Annotated in this window: 14 protein-coding genes; 5 read left to right on the top strand and 9 right to left on the bottom strand. The window is 71.5% G+C overall.

Annotated elements, in window-relative coordinates; genetic code table 11:
* Positions 1–65 precede the first annotated feature (65 nt).
* Complete coding sequence (locus ACFWZ5_RS39535) at positions 66–635, bottom strand: acyl-CoA thioesterase (protein ID WP_384801921.1); 570 nt, start codon at positions 633–635, stop codon at positions 66–68.
* A gap of 129 nt (positions 636–764) precedes the next feature.
* On the opposite strand from ACFWZ5_RS39535, the gene ACFWZ5_RS39540 reads away from it, so the two are divergent.
* Positions 765–2126, top strand: coding sequence for an LCP family protein (locus tag ACFWZ5_RS39540; protein ID WP_384801918.1), 1362 nt, complete (start codon positions 765–767; stop codon positions 2124–2126).
* 178 nt (positions 2127–2304) lie between these two features.
* Positions 2305–3450: a dipeptidase gene (locus ACFWZ5_RS39545; RefSeq protein ID WP_384801915.1), complete on the top strand. Its 1146-nt coding sequence runs from the start codon at positions 2305–2307 to the stop codon at positions 3448–3450.
* Between the two features lie 42 nt (positions 3451–3492).
* Here the strand turns inward: ACFWZ5_RS39545 and ACFWZ5_RS39550 are convergent, their stop codons facing one another.
* Complete coding sequence (locus tag ACFWZ5_RS39550; RefSeq protein ID WP_384801912.1) at positions 3493–3891, bottom strand: VOC family protein; 399 nt, start codon at positions 3889–3891, stop codon at positions 3493–3495.
* 85 nt (positions 3892–3976) lie between these two features.
* Here ACFWZ5_RS39550 and ACFWZ5_RS39555 point away from each other — a divergent pair, with 85 nt between their 5' ends.
* Positions 3977–4504, top strand: a complete 528-nt coding sequence (locus tag ACFWZ5_RS39555; RefSeq protein ID WP_384801909.1) for a CGNR zinc finger domain-containing protein — start codon at positions 3977–3979, stop codon at positions 4502–4504.
* A gap of 123 nt (positions 4505–4627) precedes the next feature.
* On the opposite strand, the gene ACFWZ5_RS39560 is transcribed toward ACFWZ5_RS39555, so the two are convergent.
* Entirely contained in the window at positions 4628–5971 is a 1344-nt protein-coding gene (locus tag ACFWZ5_RS39560) for a UDP-glucose dehydrogenase family protein (RefSeq protein ID WP_384801906.1), read from the bottom strand.
* A 187-nt stretch (positions 5972–6158) separates the two neighbouring features.
* Here ACFWZ5_RS39560 and ACFWZ5_RS39565 point away from each other — a divergent pair, with 187 nt between their 5' ends.
* On the top strand, positions 6159–7316 hold the full coding sequence (locus tag ACFWZ5_RS39565) for an acyl-CoA dehydrogenase family protein (RefSeq protein WP_384801903.1): 1158 nt from the start codon (positions 6159–6161) through the stop codon (positions 7314–7316).
* A 77-nt stretch (positions 7317–7393) separates the two neighbouring features.
* On the opposite strand, the gene ACFWZ5_RS39570 is transcribed toward ACFWZ5_RS39565, so the two are convergent.
* The 5 genes from ACFWZ5_RS39570 to ACFWZ5_RS39590 all read right to left on the bottom strand — a co-directional run bounded on the left by ACFWZ5_RS39570 (position 7394) and on the right by ACFWZ5_RS39590 (position 12477).
* Positions 7394–8320 (bottom strand): alpha/beta fold hydrolase, encoded by a 927-nt coding sequence (locus ACFWZ5_RS39570; protein WP_384801900.1) that lies wholly within the window; start codon positions 8318–8320, stop codon positions 7394–7396.
* 26 nt (positions 8321–8346) lie between these two features.
* Complete coding sequence (locus ACFWZ5_RS39575; protein ID WP_384801897.1) at positions 8347–9270, bottom strand: alpha/beta fold hydrolase; 924 nt, start codon at positions 9268–9270, stop codon at positions 8347–8349.
* Between the two features lie 156 nt (positions 9271–9426).
* The gene (locus tag ACFWZ5_RS39580) at positions 9427–10632 is read right to left on the bottom strand and encodes a dipeptidase (RefSeq protein ID WP_384801894.1); all 1206 of its coding nucleotides are present in this window, start codon (positions 10630–10632) and stop codon (positions 9427–9429) included.
* Between the two features lie 4 nt (positions 10633–10636).
* Complete coding sequence (purE, locus tag ACFWZ5_RS39585; protein ID WP_384801891.1) at positions 10637–11170, bottom strand: 5-(carboxyamino)imidazole ribonucleotide mutase; 534 nt, start codon at positions 11168–11170, stop codon at positions 10637–10639.
* Positions 11167–12477 (bottom strand): 5-(carboxyamino)imidazole ribonucleotide synthase, encoded by a 1311-nt coding sequence (locus ACFWZ5_RS39590; protein ID WP_384801888.1) that lies wholly within the window; start codon positions 12475–12477, stop codon positions 11167–11169. The genes purE and ACFWZ5_RS39590 overlap by 4 nt, the downstream gene beginning before the upstream one ends.
* Positions 12478–12586: 109 nt before the next feature.
* On the opposite strand from ACFWZ5_RS39590, the gene ACFWZ5_RS39595 reads away from it, so the two are divergent.
* Positions 12587–13105 (top strand): GtrA family protein, encoded by a 519-nt coding sequence (locus ACFWZ5_RS39595; RefSeq protein ID WP_384801885.1) that lies wholly within the window; start codon positions 12587–12589, stop codon positions 13103–13105.
* A 19-nt stretch (positions 13106–13124) separates the two neighbouring features.
* Here the strand turns inward: ACFWZ5_RS39595 and ACFWZ5_RS39600 are convergent, their stop codons facing one another.
* Positions 13125–14417: an ATP-binding protein gene (locus ACFWZ5_RS39600; protein WP_384801882.1), complete on the bottom strand. Its 1293-nt coding sequence runs from the start codon at positions 14415–14417 to the stop codon at positions 13125–13127.
* Positions 14418–14677 lie beyond the last annotated feature (260 nt).

Here is a 14677-nt window from a genome sequence, read left to right on the forward strand (position 1 = left end):
GGGGGTCTGGGGGCGGAGCCCCCAGTTCGGGAAGGGGCGGGATTGGGGAACCCCCGTGAGGGCCGTCAGTCCTCGTAGCCCTCCGCCGCCCGTGCCTCCCGCAGTTCCTTGATGGCGCGGCGGCGCGCGAGGCGGTGGGTGCGGCGGATCTGCGCCTCCTGGTAGCGGCGCCGGTCGCGGTCGGTCTCGGGCAGGACCGGCGGCACCAGCCGCGGCTTGCCGTCGGAGTCGACCGCGGCGAAGACCAGATACGCCGACCCCACCTGCTGCGCGGGCGTCGACTCGTTCCAGCGCTCGGCGAGCACCCGCACGCCCACCTCCATGGAGGTGCGCCCCGTCCAGTTGACCTGCGCCTTCACATGCACCAGGTCACCGACGCGCACCGGTGAGAGGAAGGCCATCTCGTCCATCGACGCGGTCACCGCGGGACCGCCGGAGTGGCGCCCCGCGACGGCGCCCGCCGCGTCGTCCACAAGCTTCATGATCACACCGCCGTGCACCGTGCCGAGGAGGTTGGTGTCGGCGTGGGTCATGATGTGGCTGAGCGTGGTGCGGGACGCCGAGATCGCCTTGCCGGGAATCTCCGACTCCGATCCGGTGGCCTGATCTGTCGAACCGGTGGCCTGATCTGTCATGCCCTCCACCCTATGTCGGCGGGGGCCGCGTGCCGGTTACGGGCGCATTGCCACAGCTCTGCAACAGCCGTGACCCGAAACCACGCCCTCCCTGTAAGGCACGGTGTGCGGCACTGCACACTAAGCCACATGAGCGATTGGCCAGACGCGCGGACCGACAGCAACGGTGACCGCCACGGGTACGGCAGCGGCAGCGCACAGCCCGAGGGCGCCCGCGTGATGCGCCATGTCCAGCGACCGGGCCAGGCGAATCCGGTGCCGCGGCAGCCGTCGTACGACGACAACGTCTATGACGACCTGTACCGCGACCAGCGGGGGCAGCCCGGACAGGCCGGGCAGCAGGGCCGGCACGCCGACCCCGGCGCTCCCGGTGGCCCCGGCGCCCCTGGCTCGGAGGGGTATGACAGCGGCTACAACACCGGCCAGGTCTACGGCACGCCGTCGGGCCGCGGCACCGGCGGCCCCGGCCAGGGCGGTCCCGCCGCCCCGCCGCGCCCGCCGAAGCCCCCGGTGAACTGGAAGAAGCGGATCACGTGGGGCCTGGTCACGTTCCTGGCGCTGCTCATCGTGGTCTCGGTCAGCACCTACTTCTGGGCGGACTCCAAGCTCAAGCGCGAGGTCGACCTGTCGAAGGTCATCGAGCGGCCCGCGGGCGGCAAGGGCACGAACTATCTGATCGTGGGCTCCGACAGCCGCGCGGGGATGTCCGACGAGGAGAAGAAGAAGCTCCACACCGGCTCCGCCGAGGGCAAGCGCACGGACTCGATGATGATCCTGCACGTCGCGGACGACGGCGGGAACACGATGATCTCGCTGCCGCGCGACTCGAACGTCACGATCCCCTCCTTCAAGGGCGCCGAGTCCGGCAAGCTCTACCCGGCCACCGGCCGCCAGACCAAGCTGAACGCCGCGTACGCCGAGGACGGCCCCGAGCTGCTCGTCCGCACCGTCGAGGCCAACACCGGCCTGCGCATCGACCACTACGCGGAGATCGGCTTCGGCGGCTTCGCGAAGATCGTGGACGCGGTCGGCGGCGTGGAGATGAACATCCCCAAGGGCTTCAAGGACAAGAAGTCCGGCGCCGACTTCGAGGCGGGCAAGCAGAAGCTGAACGGCGAGGAGGCCCTGGCCTTCGTCCGCACCCGGTACGCGCTGCCCGGCAGCGACCTGGACCGCACCAAGAACCAGCAGAAGTTCCTCGCGGCCCTCGCCAACCAGGCGGCGACCCCGGGCACGATCATCAACCCGTTCAAGCTGTACCCGACGATGGGCGCGGGCCTGGACACCCTGATCGTCGACAAGGACATGGGCCTGATGGACGTGGCGTCGATGTTCTGGGCGATGAAGGGCATCACGGGCGGCGACGGCAAGTCGATGAACATGCCGATGTCGGGCTTCGCGGGCGGCAACGTCGTCTGGGACAAGGCGAAGGTCAAGCAGCTCGTCGAGCAGCTCAACAACGACGAGAAGGTGACGGTGTCGAGCAACTGACACGGTTCGCCGTACGCGGCCTCGTACGCGGCCTCGTACGCCGCCAGGGCCCCGCCGTTCCGACGGCGGGGCCCTTCGCGTACCCCGAACGCCCCGCCCGCCGCGAAGCCCCGCCGTCCCCGTGGCACGGTGGTGCGACGACCACCGACAGGTGCCACCGCCGACCCGTGGAGCTGCCATGGCGGACCTGCAGGACGAACTGAACGCCACCGCAGAGGCCGGCGAGCTCGACGCGCCCGCGGCCCCCGCCCCCATGGACGCCGCGCGAAGTCCCGAGCCCAGGACCGGGCAGGGGCCCGAGCCCGCGGCGGCCCCCGACGACACGCTCGACCGGGCCCGCGCCCTGCTCGCCGTGCACCCCGTCGCCGACGGCTACAGCGGCCTGCCCGGGGCGCTGCGCGAACTTCCCTGGTGCGACCTGGAGTTGCGCGACAGCTGTCTGGAGACCGATGTGCCGCGCATGCGCGCGGGCGGGGTCGGCGCGCAGTTCTGGTCCCTCCACGTGCCGGACGACACCGCCGACGACCGCGTCGTGAGCACGACGCTCGAACAGCTCGACCTGGTCAAGCACGTCGTCGCCGCGCACACGGACGGCCTGCTCGTGGCCCGCGACGCCTCCGAGGCCGCCGACGCCCGCAACCGCGGGCGCGTCGCCACCGTCGTCGGCCCCGCGGGCGCCCGCGCCATCGGCGACTCGCTCGGCGCGCTGCGCTCGCTGCACGCGCTCGGCCTGAGTGCGCTGACCCTCAGCGGCACGTCGTGGGCGGGCGAGGACGGCCTGAGCGCCTTCGGCGAGGAGGTGGTGCGCGAGATGAACCGGCTCGGCGTGCTCGCCGATCTGTCCGGCGCGCCCGCGCCGACCGCGCGCCGGGTGCTCGCCGTGTCCAAGGCGCCGGTCCTGTTCACCCGCTCCGGGGCCCGCGCGCTGCTCGACCATCCGGCCAACCTCGACGACGAGCTGCTCACCGCGGTGGGCGCCGCGAAGGGCCTGTGCCTGGTGCCGCTCGCGGCCGGTCTGACGGGGCCCACGGTGCGGGACGTGGCCGACCACGTGGAGCATGTGCTCCGGGTGGCGGGTCCGGAGTGCGTCGGGCTCTCCGGGACGTACGACACCGGGGCCGCGCATCCCGACGAGCTCAGTGACACCTCGCGCTGGCCGCGGCTCATCGCCGAGCTCCTCGACCGCGGCTGGGCCGAGTCCGAGGTCGCGGCGCTCACCTGGGGCAACGTCCAACGGGTGCTGCGCGGCGCGGACTTCACGGCCCGGGCGGCGCGGGAGCGGCGGGAGCCGTCGACGGCGACGATCGGCCGCCTCGACGGCTGACGCTTCCGGCCGGGGCCCCTACGGGATCCGGCTGGCCTTCCCTCAAGGAATGCGGCACAGGCAGAACGGGTGCCCCGCCGGATCGGCGTACACCCGGAAGTCCCGCTTGCCGCCGTCGTCGTCCAGGTCGAGCGGGCGGGCGCCGAGGGCCAGGACGCGCTCCTGGACGGCCTCGAGCTCCTCCCAGGTGCGGCCCGCGTCCAGGTCCAGGTGGAGCTGCTGGGAGTTGGCGTCGGAGCGGGGCCACTCGGGGGGCCGCAGGTCCTCGGCGCGCTGGAAGGACACGTGCACGCGGCCCGCGGCCCGGAGGTCGACCCAGTGGCCGTCGCCGTCCTCGTCGTGGATCGTGCCGCCGATGATCTCGGCGTAGAACGCGGCGAGGGCGTGGGGGTCGGGACAGTCGAGGACGACGCTGCGCAGTTCGGCGATGGGAGCGGACATGGCTCTCCTCCAGGTGGTTACTGGCAGATGCGTTCTTCCGGTAACAGTTACCCCATGGTGACGCAGTAGAGGTAACGTCGCAACCATGAACGACAGAGCGCCCGCGCCCGGCGGCCTCGCGCTGATCCAGGCCCTCGTGAACTCGCTGGACATCAGGGCGGGTACCGACGCGCTCGACACCGAAACCGGGCGCGCGGCGGTGGGGCTCACCGGTGCGGGGGCGGCGGAGCTCGCCGCCGCCAAGGAGCTGCGCGAGTCCCTGCGGGCCGTCTGCCTCGCCCACGCCGGGCTCCCTCCGCACGCGGAGGTACGTCCCCTCGGCGAACTCCTCGCCGACGCGCCCCTGTTGGTACGGGTCGACTCCGTCGACGGCTCGGCCGCGCTCGCCCCTGCGGATCCCGGGCCGCTGGCCTCACGGGTGGCGGCGGCGATCGCGGAGGCCGTGGCCCACGGGACGTGGGGGCGGCTCAAGGGGTGCGAGTCCGTGACCTGTCACTGGGCGTACTTCGACCGGAGTCCCGGGGGGCGGGGGCGGTGGTGCGACATGGGGGCGTGCGGCGCGCGCGCCAAAATGCGGGCGTACCGGGCCCGGAGGGCCCGGCGCTCGCTTTAGTTTTCTCTCCCACCCGCCCGCCCGTTTCCACCCTGACGCGGGGTGGGCGCCCCCCGTGGGGGTTCACCGCCGTCGGCGGCTGCGGGTCAGGGGGTGCCCCCTGACGGCAGGTACTGGCCGGTCCTAGGCCGACGGCCTGCCCATGGCCCGGTACGTCCAGCCGGCGGCACGCCACCGCTCCGGGTCGAGTGCGTTGCGGCCGTCCAGGATGACCGGGCGGCCGACCACGGCCCCGAGAACCTCGGGGTCGAGCTCGCGGAACTCCTGCCATTCCGTGAGGTGCAGGACCACGTCGGCGCCGCGGACGGCGTCCTCGGCCGTGGGGGCGTACCCGAGCGTGGGGAAGAGGCGGCGGGCGTTGTCCATGCCCTTGGGGTCGTAGACGGTGACCTGGCCGCCCTGGAGGTGGATCTGCCCGGCCACGTTGAGCGCGGGCGAGTCCCGCACGTCGTCGGAGTCCGGCTTGAACGCGGCGCCGAGGACGGCGACCCGCTTGCCGAGGAAGGAGCCGCCGCCGACCGCCTCGCGGGCCAGCTCGACCATGTGGCCGCGGCGCCGCATGTTGATGGAGTCGACCTCGCGCAGGAAGGTGAGGGCCTGGTCGACGCCCAGCTCGCCGGCCCGCGCCATGAACGCGCGGATGTCCTTGGGCAGGCACCCGCCGCCGAACCCGATCCCGGCACGCAGGAACTTCTGCCCGATGCGGTCGTCGTACCCGAGGGCCTCCGCCAGCTTCACCACGTCGCCGCCCGCGGCCTCGCACACCTCGGCCATGGCGTTGATGAAGGAGATCTTCGTGGCGAGGAAGGAGTTCGCGGAGGTCTTCACGAGCTCGGCGGTCGGGAAGTCGGTGACGACGAAGGGCGAGCCCTCGGCGACCGGCGTCGCGTACACCTCGCGGAGCAGCTTCTCCGCGCGCTCGCTGCGGACGCCGACGACGATGCGGTCGGGGTGCAGCGTGTCCTTGACGGCGAAGCCCTCGCGCAGGAACTCGGGGTTCCAGGCGAGCTCGACGTCCTCGCCCGCGGGCGCGAGCTCGGCGAGCCGGGCCGCGATGCGCTCGGCGCTGCCGACGGGCACGGTGGACTTGCCGACGACGAGGGCGGGCCGGGTGAGGTGCGCGGCGAGGGACTCCATCGCCGCGTCCACGTAACTCATGTCGCAGGCGTACTCGCCGTGCTTCTGCGGAGTGTTCACGCACACGAAGTGCACATCGCCGAACGCGCCCGCCTCGGCCCAGTCCTGGGTGAAGCGCAGCCGCCCGGTGGCGCCCTCGATGCCCGCGACATGGCGGCGGAGCAGGTCCTCCAGGCCCGGCTCGTACATCGGGACCTCGCCGCGCTGCAGCATCTCGATCTTCTCGGGCACGACGTCGAGGCCGAGGACCTCGAAGCCGAGCTCGGCCATGGCCGCCGCGTGCGTGGCGCCGAGGTAGCCGGTGCCGATCACGGTGATCTTCAAGGCCATGGGTGTGCTCCAAGGGTGCGCGCGTCAGTGCGGTGCCCGAGCATAGTCGGGCGTATCAGAGCCGTTCACGGGGCACGTTTCCCCCTGTCGTCCAGCTGTCGTCAAGCTCACGTATCCCTCGCGTGGGCCCCGCCACTAAAATTTGGGTTACTTAACGGTAATTAGCGTCCTGGGAGCGTGAGAGACCTTGGCCGGATCGGCTGATTTCGACCTGTACCGCCCGTCTGAGGAGCACGACATGCTCCGGGACGCGATCCGTTCGCTCGCCGAGGCGAAGATCGCGCCGTTCGCCGCCGCGGTGGACGAGGAGGCCCGCTTCCCGCAGGAGGCCCTCGACGCCCTGGTCTCCTCCGACCTGCACGCGGTGCACGTGCCGGAGAGCTACGGCGGCGCGGGTGCCGACGCGCTCGCCACGGTCATCGTGATCGAGGAGGTGGCCCGCGTCTGCGCCTCCTCCTCCCTCATCCCGGCCGTGAACAAGCTGGGCTCGCTCCCCGTGATCCTCTCCGGCTCCGAGGAGCTGAAGAAGAAGTACATGGCGCCGCTCGCCAAGGGCGACGCGATGTTCTCGTACTGCCTCTCCGAGCCGGACGCGGGCTCGGACGCGGGCGGCATGAAGACCCGCGCGGTGCGCGACGGCGACTTCTACGTCCTGAACGGCGTGAAGCGCTGGATCACCAACGCCGGCGTCTCCGAGTACTACACGGTCATGGCCGTCACCGACCCCGAGAAGCGCTCCAAGGGCATCTCGGCCTTCGTCGTCGAGAAGTCCGACGAGGGCGTCTCCTTCGGCGCCCCGGAGAAGAAGCTCGGCATCAAGGGCTCGCCGACCCGCGAGGTCTACCTGGACAACGTCCGCATCCCCGCCGACCGCATGATCGGCGCGGAGGGCACGGGCTTCGCCACGGCGATGAAGACCCTGGACCACACCCGCATCACCATCGCGGCCCAGGCCCTCGGCATCGCCCAGGGCGCCCTCGACTACGCCAAGGGCTACGTCCAGGAGCGCAAGCAGTTCGGCAAGCCGATCGGCGCCTTCCAGGGCGTGCAGTTCATGCTCGCCGACATGGCCATGAAGATCGAGGCCGCGCGCCAGCTGACGTACGCGGCGGCCGCCAAGTCCGAGCGCGGCGACAGCGACCTGACCTTCCAGGGCGCCGCCGCCAAGTGCTTCGCGTCGGACGTCGCCATGGAGGTCACCACGGACGCCGTCCAGCTCCTCGGCGGGTACGGCTACACCCGTGACTACCCGGTGGAGCGGATGATGCGCGACGCCAAGATCACGCAGATCTACGAGGGCACGAACCAGGTCCAGCGCATCGTGATGTCGCGGAACCTGCCGTAGGTCCTCCGGTCGTAAGCGGTCCTGCCGCACGCACGACGAACAGCCCCCGGCATCGCGCCGGGGGCTGTTCGTCGTGTTCAGGCGAAGAACTTCCTCAGGTGGTCCGTCACCTGCTCCGGCTGCTCCTCCGGGAGGTAGTGCCCGCTCTCCGTGATCCGCTCGACGCGGACATCCGTGCCGTGGCCGGGCAGGACCGCGCTGAGGTACGCGTGGTTGCGGTCGCCCGCGAGCCCGAGCAGGGGTGCGGTCACGCGCTCGTACGTCGTGAAGTCGGCGATGTCCTGGAGGAACGTCTGGTACCAGGCGTTGCCCGCGCGGATCGCGTCCGGCGTGGCGTAGGCCTCAGCGTACACCTCGCGGGAGTGCTCGTCGATGGAGGACTGATCCTGGAGCAGATAGCCGAACAGCCAGTTGTTGAGGGTGCCCATGCGCCCGTCGAGCAGTCGCTCCGGCAGGCCCTTGACCTGGTTGAACGCGAACCACCACAGGTAGACGCCGGGCGCGGTCTCCCAGTCGGTCCCGGCGTCCACCGCGGGGAGCAGGGTGAGCTGCTTAAGGCTCTCGTCGGGGTGGGGCACGTCCAGGAGCGCCAGCTTGCGCACGGCCTCGGGGTGGTTGGCGGCGAGGGAGTACGCGACCATCGCGCCGATGTCGTGCCCGGCGACGTGCGCGCTGTCGTGGCCGAGGTGGCGCAGGAGCGCGTGGATGTCCGCGGCCATGGTCTTCTTGTCGTAGCCGGACTCCGGCTTGTCCGAGCCGCCCTGGCCGCGCAGGTCCACCGCTATGACACGGAAGTCGCGCGCGAGCGCCGGCATGATCTTGTTGAACTGCCACCAGGTCTGCGGCCAGCCGCCGAGCAGGACGAGCGGCTCGCCGCTGCCGCCCTCGACGTAGTGCAGCCGGGTGCCGTTCACGCGGGCGTGCGCGCTGGTGAAGTCGCCGTCCAGGGAGCGGGCCAGCTCCTTGTCCGACAGGCCCTTGGCGGTCTGCTTCTGCTGCGTCATCGCGGTTCCCTTCACAAGGTGCTGAGCTAGTTGGCGAGGAAGTCGGTCAGGTGGTCCGTCACCTGCTCCGGCTGTTCCTCGGGGAGGTAGTGGCCGCTGTCCGTGATCTGCTCGACGCGGACGTCTGTGGCGTGGCGGGGCAGGACGGCGCTCAGGAGCTCGTACTTGCCGCGGCCCGCGAGCCCGAGGACGGGCATGGCCACGCGCTCGTACGTCGCGAAGTCGGCGATGTCCTGGAGGAACGTCTGGTACCAGGCGTTGCCCGCGCGGATCGCGTCCGGCGTGGCGTAGGCCTGGACGTACACCTCGCGGGAGTGCTCGTCGATCGAGGCCTCGTCCTGCAGCATGTAGCCGAACAGCCAGTCGTTGAGGATGCCGACACGGCCGTCGAGCAGCTGCTCCGGCAGGCCCTTGACCTGGTTGAACGCGAACCACCAGCGGTACATGCCGGGGGCCGTCTCCCAGTCGGTCCCGGCGTCCACGGCCGGGAGCAGGGTGAGCTGCTTGAGGCTCTCGTCGGGGTGCGCCACGTCCAGGAGCGCCAGCTTGCGCGTGGCCTCCGGGTGGTTGGCGGCAAAGGCGTACGCGACCATCGCGCCGATGTCGTGCCCGACGACGTACGCGCTGTCGTGGCCGAGGTGGCGGACGAGTTCGTACACGTCCCGGGCCATCGTCTTCTTGTCATAGCCGGACTCCGGCTTGTCCGAGCCGCCCTGGCCGCGCAGGTCCACCGCGATCACGCGGAAGTCGCGCGCGAGCGCCGGCATGACCTTGTGGTACTCCCACCAGGTCTGCGGCCAGCCGCCGATGAGGACGAGCGGGTCGCCGCTGCCGCCGGTGACGTAGTGCAGCCGGACGCCGTTCACGTCGGCGTGCGCGCTGGTGAAGTCGCCGTCCAGGGAGCGGGCCAGCTCCTCGTCCGTCCACACGTGCGTCACTGCCTCGGTCATGACGGTCTCCCCACCACAGTTTTGGATCGGTCGGTCTATTACCGGTGAGGACGGTAGCCCATTTGGACTGTACGTTTCAATAGTCGCAGGTGAGGAACGCGTACGAAGAAGGGGCGCGGCCCGACGGCCGCGCCCCTCATGCCTGTTGACGTCGCGTCAGCGGCCGTCCCCGTCCAGCTGCTCCAGCGTCGCGATCGACGGACCGCGCTCGCCCTGCGCCTTCCGCGCCACGTCCTCCGCCGCGCCGAGCACACGGACCGCGTTCTGCCAGGTCAGCTTGGCGAGGTCGGCGCGGGACCAGCCGCGGTCGAGGAGCTCCGCGATCAGGTTCGGGTAGCAGGAGACGTCGTCGAGGCCGGACGGCGTGAACGCCGTGCCGTCGTAGTCGCCGCCGATGCCGATGTGGTCGACGCCCGCGACCTCGCGCATGTGGTCGAGGTGGTCGGCGACCGTCGCGGCCGTGGCGACCGGGCGCGGGCTGCGCTCCTCGAAGGCCCGGTGGACCTTCATCGCCTCGGGCGTGGTGTCCAGGTGGTGGAAGCCGTGCGCCCGCATGTTCTCGTCGGCGGCGAGCGTCCAGTCGACCGCCGCCTGGAGCACGAACTTCGGTACGAACGTGGCCATCGCGACGCCGCCGTTCGCGGGCAGCCGCTCCAGGACGTCGTCCGGGATGTTGCGCGGGTGGTCGCACACCGCGCGGGACGAGGAGTGCGAGAAGATCACGGGCGCCTCGGACGTGTCCAGGGCCGCCCGCATCGTCGTCGCCGCCACGTGCGAGAGGTCCACCAGCATGCCCAGGCGGTTCATCTCGCGGACCACCTCGTGGCCGAACGGCGACAGGCCGCCCACTCCCGGGTCGTCCGTCGCCGAGTCCGCCCAGGCGATGTTGTCGTTGTGGGTCAGCGTCATGTAGCGCACGCCAAGCGCGTACAACGCCCGCAGCGTGGCGAGGGAGTTGTTGATCGAGTGGCCGCCCTCGGCGCCCATCAGGGACGCGATCCGGCCCTCGCCGCGGGCCGCCTCCATGTCGGCGGCGGTCAGGGCGCGGCTCAGGTCGGTCGGGTAGCGCGCGAGCAACTGCCGCACGCAGTCGATCTGTTCGAGGGTCGCGCTGACCGCGGTGTCGCCCGCCATGTCCGTGCGCACGTACACCGACCAGAACTGCGCGCCGACGCCGCCCGACCGCAGCCGGGCGATGTCGGTGTGCAGGCGGCCCGCCTGGTCGTCGGCGATGTCCAGGAAGTCGAGGTCGTACCCGGCCTTCTCGCGCAGCGCCCACGGCAGGTCGTTGTGACCGTCCACGACGGGGAACTCGGCGAGCAGGGTACGGGCGGTGGCCAGGGGTTCGGGCAGCTTGGTCATGCGCTCACTTTCCCGAGCCGAAGCCGAATCCGGAACCCGCGCCCTCCACCTTGGCCCGAAGGCGCTTGCCCTTCTCCGTGGCCTGCTCGTTCAGCTCCTGCTGGAACTCCCGCATGCGGGCGAGGAGTTCGGGGTCGTGCGCGGCGAGGATCCGGGCGGCGAGCAGGCCCGCGTTGCGCGCGCCGCCCACCGACACCGTCGCCACGGGCACGCCCGCGGGCATCTGCACGATGGAGAGCAGGGAGTCCATGCCGTCCAGGTACTTCAGCGGCACGGGCACGCCGATGACGGGCAGCGGCGTCACGGAGGCGAGCATGCCCGGCAGATGGGCCGCTCCCCCGGCACCCGCGACGATCGCCTTCAGGCCCCGGTCCGCGGCCTGTTCGCCGTACGCGACCATCTCGCGCGGCATGCGGTGCGCCGACACCACATCCACCTCGTACGCGATCTCGAACTCGTCGAGGGCCTTCGCGGCGGCCTCCATGACGGGCCAGTCGGAGTCCGAACCCATGACGATGCCGACAACAGGTGAGGTCATTCTGTGATCGTTCCTCTGAGGTATCCGGCAGCGTGACGCGCGCGTTCGAGGACGTCGTCAAGGTCGTCGCCGTAGGTGTTGACGTGGCCGACCTTGCGGCCGGGCTTCACGTCCTTGCCGTACATGTGGATCTTCAGCTGCGGGTCGCGCGCCATGCAGTGCAGGTACGCGGAGTACATGTCGGGGTAGTCGCCGCCCAGGACGTTGGCCATCACGGTCCACCGCGCGCGCGGGCGCGGGTCGCCGAGGGGCAGGTCGAGGACCGCGCGGACGTGGTTGGCGAACTGGGAGGTCACCGCGCCGTCCTGACTCCAGTGGCCGGAATTGTGCGGTCGCATCGCGAGTTCGTTGACCAGGACGCGGCCGTCGGCGGTCTCGAACAGCTCCACGGCGAGATGGCCGACGACGCCGAGCTCCTGCGCCACGCGCAGGGCCAGCTCCTGGGCGTGGCCCGCGAGCTCGTCGGACAGGCCGGGCGCGGGCGCGATCACGGTGTCGCAGACGCCGTCGACCTGCCGGGACTCCACGACCGGGTACGCCACGGCCTGGCCGTGCGGCGAGCGGACGACGTTCGCCGCGAGCTCGCGCACGAAGGCGACCTTCTCCTCCGCGAGGACCGGGACGCCCGCCTTGAACGGCTCGGCGGCCTCGGCGGCGGAGCGGACGACCCAGACGCCCTTGCCGTCGTACCCGCCGCGCACGGTCTTGAGGACCACGGGGAATCCGTCGCCCTCCGCCGCGAAGGCGGCCACGTCCGCCGGATCGTCGACGATCCGGTGGCGCGGGCAGGGCACCCCGAGCGCGTCCAGCTTCGCGCGCATCACGCCCTTGTCCTGGGCGTGCACCAACGCGTCGGGCCCCGGGCGCACGGGGATGCCGTCCGCCTCCAGGGCCCGTAGATGCTCGGTGGGTACGTGTTCGTGATCGAAGGTGATCACGTCGCAGCCCCGCGCGAAGTCACGCAGCGTGTCCAGGTCGCGATAGTCGCCGATGACGACGTCGCTGACGACCTGCGCCGCGGAATCCTGCGGAGTGTCACTGAGGAGCTTGAACCTGATGCCGAGCGGGATGCCCGCCTCGTGTGTCATACGAGCGAGCTGCCCCCCGCCGACCATGCCGACTACCGGGAACGTCACACCCACAGGGTATCGGCCATCCGGGAACGGCCCGATGACGTGCTCCGGCGTCACAGCGGTGCCACAGAGTTCAGGCGCCCCCGAGCGCGGACCGGGGCCGCTGGTTAGCATGGCTGGGTTGACGCGAACGGGGAAACCGCACACCAGGACCGGGTGGATTCCCGTAGCCATCGACAGGGTGCCGGCGCAGACAGCGCTGTCATCGCTGACACAGACGCAATGACGCCGACGCAATGACACCGACGCAATGACACCGACACGGGGGCTGGGGCGACCAAGCATGACGGACCGTGGCGCACTGAGGGTGCGACTGGATCAGCTCGCGCGCGAAGTGGCCAAGTTCGGGGCCGTGGGCGCGGTGGGCACGCTGATCAACTTTGCCGTGTTCAACCTGCTGCGGCACGTCACCGACCTCCAGGTGGTGCGCGCCAGCCTCATCGCCACGACGGTCGCGATCTGCTGCAACTACCTGGGGTTCCGGTACTTCACCTACCGTGACCGGGACAAGAGCGGCCGCACGAAGGAGCTGACGCTCTTCCTGCTGTTCAGCGTCGTCGGCGCGGTCATCGAGAACGGCGTCCTGTACGTCGCCACGTACGGCTTCGACTGGGACAGCAAGCTCCAGGCGAACGTCTTCAAGTTCCTCGGCATGGCCATCGCCACGCTGTTCCGCTTCTGGTCCTACCGCACCTGGGTCTTCCGCGCCCTGCCGGCCCGCGAGGCCGTCGCCCACGCGGAATCGTTCCTGGAGGACAGCACGGAGCGGCCCGCGCCCTCGGGGGCGCGGGACAGCCGCTGACCTGGGCGCCGCCCCGGAGTCAGCGGACCGTTTCGCCGCTCGCCTGCTCGTCGTCCCGGTCGTCACGGCCCTCCCGGTGCGGGGGCGTGCGCGACAGGAAGAGGCCGAACACCGGCGGCTTCCCCTGCAGCATCTCCAGGCGGCCCCCGTCCGCTTCGGCCAGATCCCGGGCCACCGCGAGGCCGATCCCTGTCGAATTGCGGCCGCTGATCGCGCGCTCGAAGATCCGCGCGCCGAGGTCGCCGGGGACGCCGGGGCCGCTGTCCGTGACCTCCACGACCGCCTGGTTGCCGGTGACGCGGGTGCGCAGGGCGACCGTGCCGCCGCCGTGCATCAGGGAGTTCTCGATCAGCGCCGCGAGGACCTGCGCGACCGCGCCCGGCGTGCCCACCGCCTTCAGATGGCGCTTGCCCGAGCTGACGATCGCGCGGCCCGCGCTGCGGTAGGCCGGGCGCCACTCCTCCAGCTGCTGCTTGATGACCTCGTCCAGGTCGAAGGCGACGGCGGAGCCGGTGCGGGGGTCCCGGGAGTTCGTGAGCAGCCGCTCCACGACGTCCGTGAGCCGCTCCACCTGCGCGAGCGCGACCGTCGCCTCCTCCTTCACCGTGTCCAGGTCGTCGGTGACGGTGATCTCTTCGAGCCGCATCGAGAGGGCCGTGAGCGGCGTGCGCAGCTGGTGCGAGGCGTCGGCCGCGAGGCGGCGCTCGGCGGTCAGCATGCGGGCGATGCGCTCCGCGCTGGCGTCGAGGACGTCGGCGACGCGGTCCAGCTCCGGCACGCCGTAGCGGCGGTGGCGCGGCCGGGGGTCGCCCGAGCCCAGGCGCTCGGCGGTCTCCGCGAGGTCGGTGAGGGGGGACGTGAGGCGGTTCGCCTGGCGTACGGCGAGCAGGACGGCGGCGATGATCGCGAGGAGCGCGACGCCGCCGATGATCAGGAGGGTGCGGCCGACCTCCTGCGTGACCGCCGTGCGCGGCTCCTCGACCGTGACCTTCTCGCCCTCCTCGCCGTCCTCCGTGGCCCGGATGACGTCGCCCGACGGGCGCTTGCCGACCTCGACGGGGGCGCGGCCCGGGATCTCGATGCGGGCGTACCGGTCGGCGTCCACCCACTTGCGCAGCGTGCCGCCGTTGACGTGCTCGTCGCTGATCAGGCGGCTGTCCACGATGCTCGCCAGGCGCACCGCCTCGGACTCCACGCGCTCCTGGGCGCTGTTGCTGATCGTGCGGGTCTCGACGATCACCAGCGAGACGCCGAAGACGGCGATCACCACTAGGACTACGGCGAGGGTGGAGTTGATGAGACGACGACGCACGGGGCCCTCCGGCCGGGCAGGGGGACGGACCAGACCAGTGTCCCCCTGGGCGGGGGGTGCCCTCCGCCGTCCCGGCGGGGCGTGTGCCCACGTCCCGCCGCTACCGCGGCGGCTTCCTCCCACCCGCCCACCCAGTACCTGCTGCCCGGGGGCACCCCGGCCCGCAGCCGCCGACGGCGGCCAGCCCCCGCGAGGGGCGTCCCCCGCCGTCCGACCGGAAACGGGCGGGCGGGTGGGAAACAAACCGCCGCGGTAGCGGC

The sequence above is a fragment of the Streptomyces sp. NPDC059003 genome, from assembly GCF_042740445.1.
Classification (GTDB): domain Bacteria; phylum Actinomycetota; class Actinomycetes; order Streptomycetales; family Streptomycetaceae; genus Streptomyces.

Coding starts and splice junctions, on each gene's coding strand:
- ACFWZ5_RS39535 (WP_384801921.1), bottom strand. CDS start 635: ATGACAGATCAGGCCACCGGTTCGACAGATCAGGCCACCGGATCGGAG.
- ACFWZ5_RS39540 (WP_384801918.1), top strand. CDS start 765: ATGAGCGATTGGCCAGACGCGCGGACCGACAGCAACGGTGACCGCCAC.
- ACFWZ5_RS39545 (WP_384801915.1), top strand. CDS start 2,305: ATGGCGGACCTGCAGGACGAACTGAACGCCACCGCAGAGGCCGGCGAG.
- ACFWZ5_RS39550 (WP_384801912.1), bottom strand. CDS start 3,891: ATGTCCGCTCCCATCGCCGAACTGCGCAGCGTCGTCCTCGACTGTCCC.
- ACFWZ5_RS39555 (WP_384801909.1), top strand. CDS start 3,977: ATGAACGACAGAGCGCCCGCGCCCGGCGGCCTCGCGCTGATCCAGGCC.
- ACFWZ5_RS39560 (WP_384801906.1), bottom strand. CDS start 5,971: ATGGCCTTGAAGATCACCGTGATCGGCACCGGCTACCTCGGCGCCACG.
- ACFWZ5_RS39570 (WP_384801900.1), bottom strand. CDS start 8,320: ATGACGCAGCAGAAGCAGACCGCCAAGGGCCTGTCGGACAAGGAGCTG.
- ACFWZ5_RS39575 (WP_384801897.1), bottom strand. CDS start 9,270: ATGACCGAGGCAGTGACGCACGTGTGGACGGACGAGGAGCTGGCCCGC.
- ACFWZ5_RS39580 (WP_384801894.1), bottom strand. CDS start 10,632: ATGACCAAGCTGCCCGAACCCCTGGCCACCGCCCGTACCCTGCTCGCC.
- purE (WP_384801891.1), bottom strand. CDS start 11,170: ATGACCTCACCTGTTGTCGGCATCGTCATGGGTTCGGACTCCGACTGG.
- ACFWZ5_RS39590 (WP_384801888.1), bottom strand. CDS start 12,477: ATGGCTACGGGAATCCACCCGGTCCTGGTGTGCGGTTTCCCCGTTCGC.
- ACFWZ5_RS39595 (WP_384801885.1), top strand. CDS start 12,587: ATGACGGACCGTGGCGCACTGAGGGTGCGACTGGATCAGCTCGCGCGC.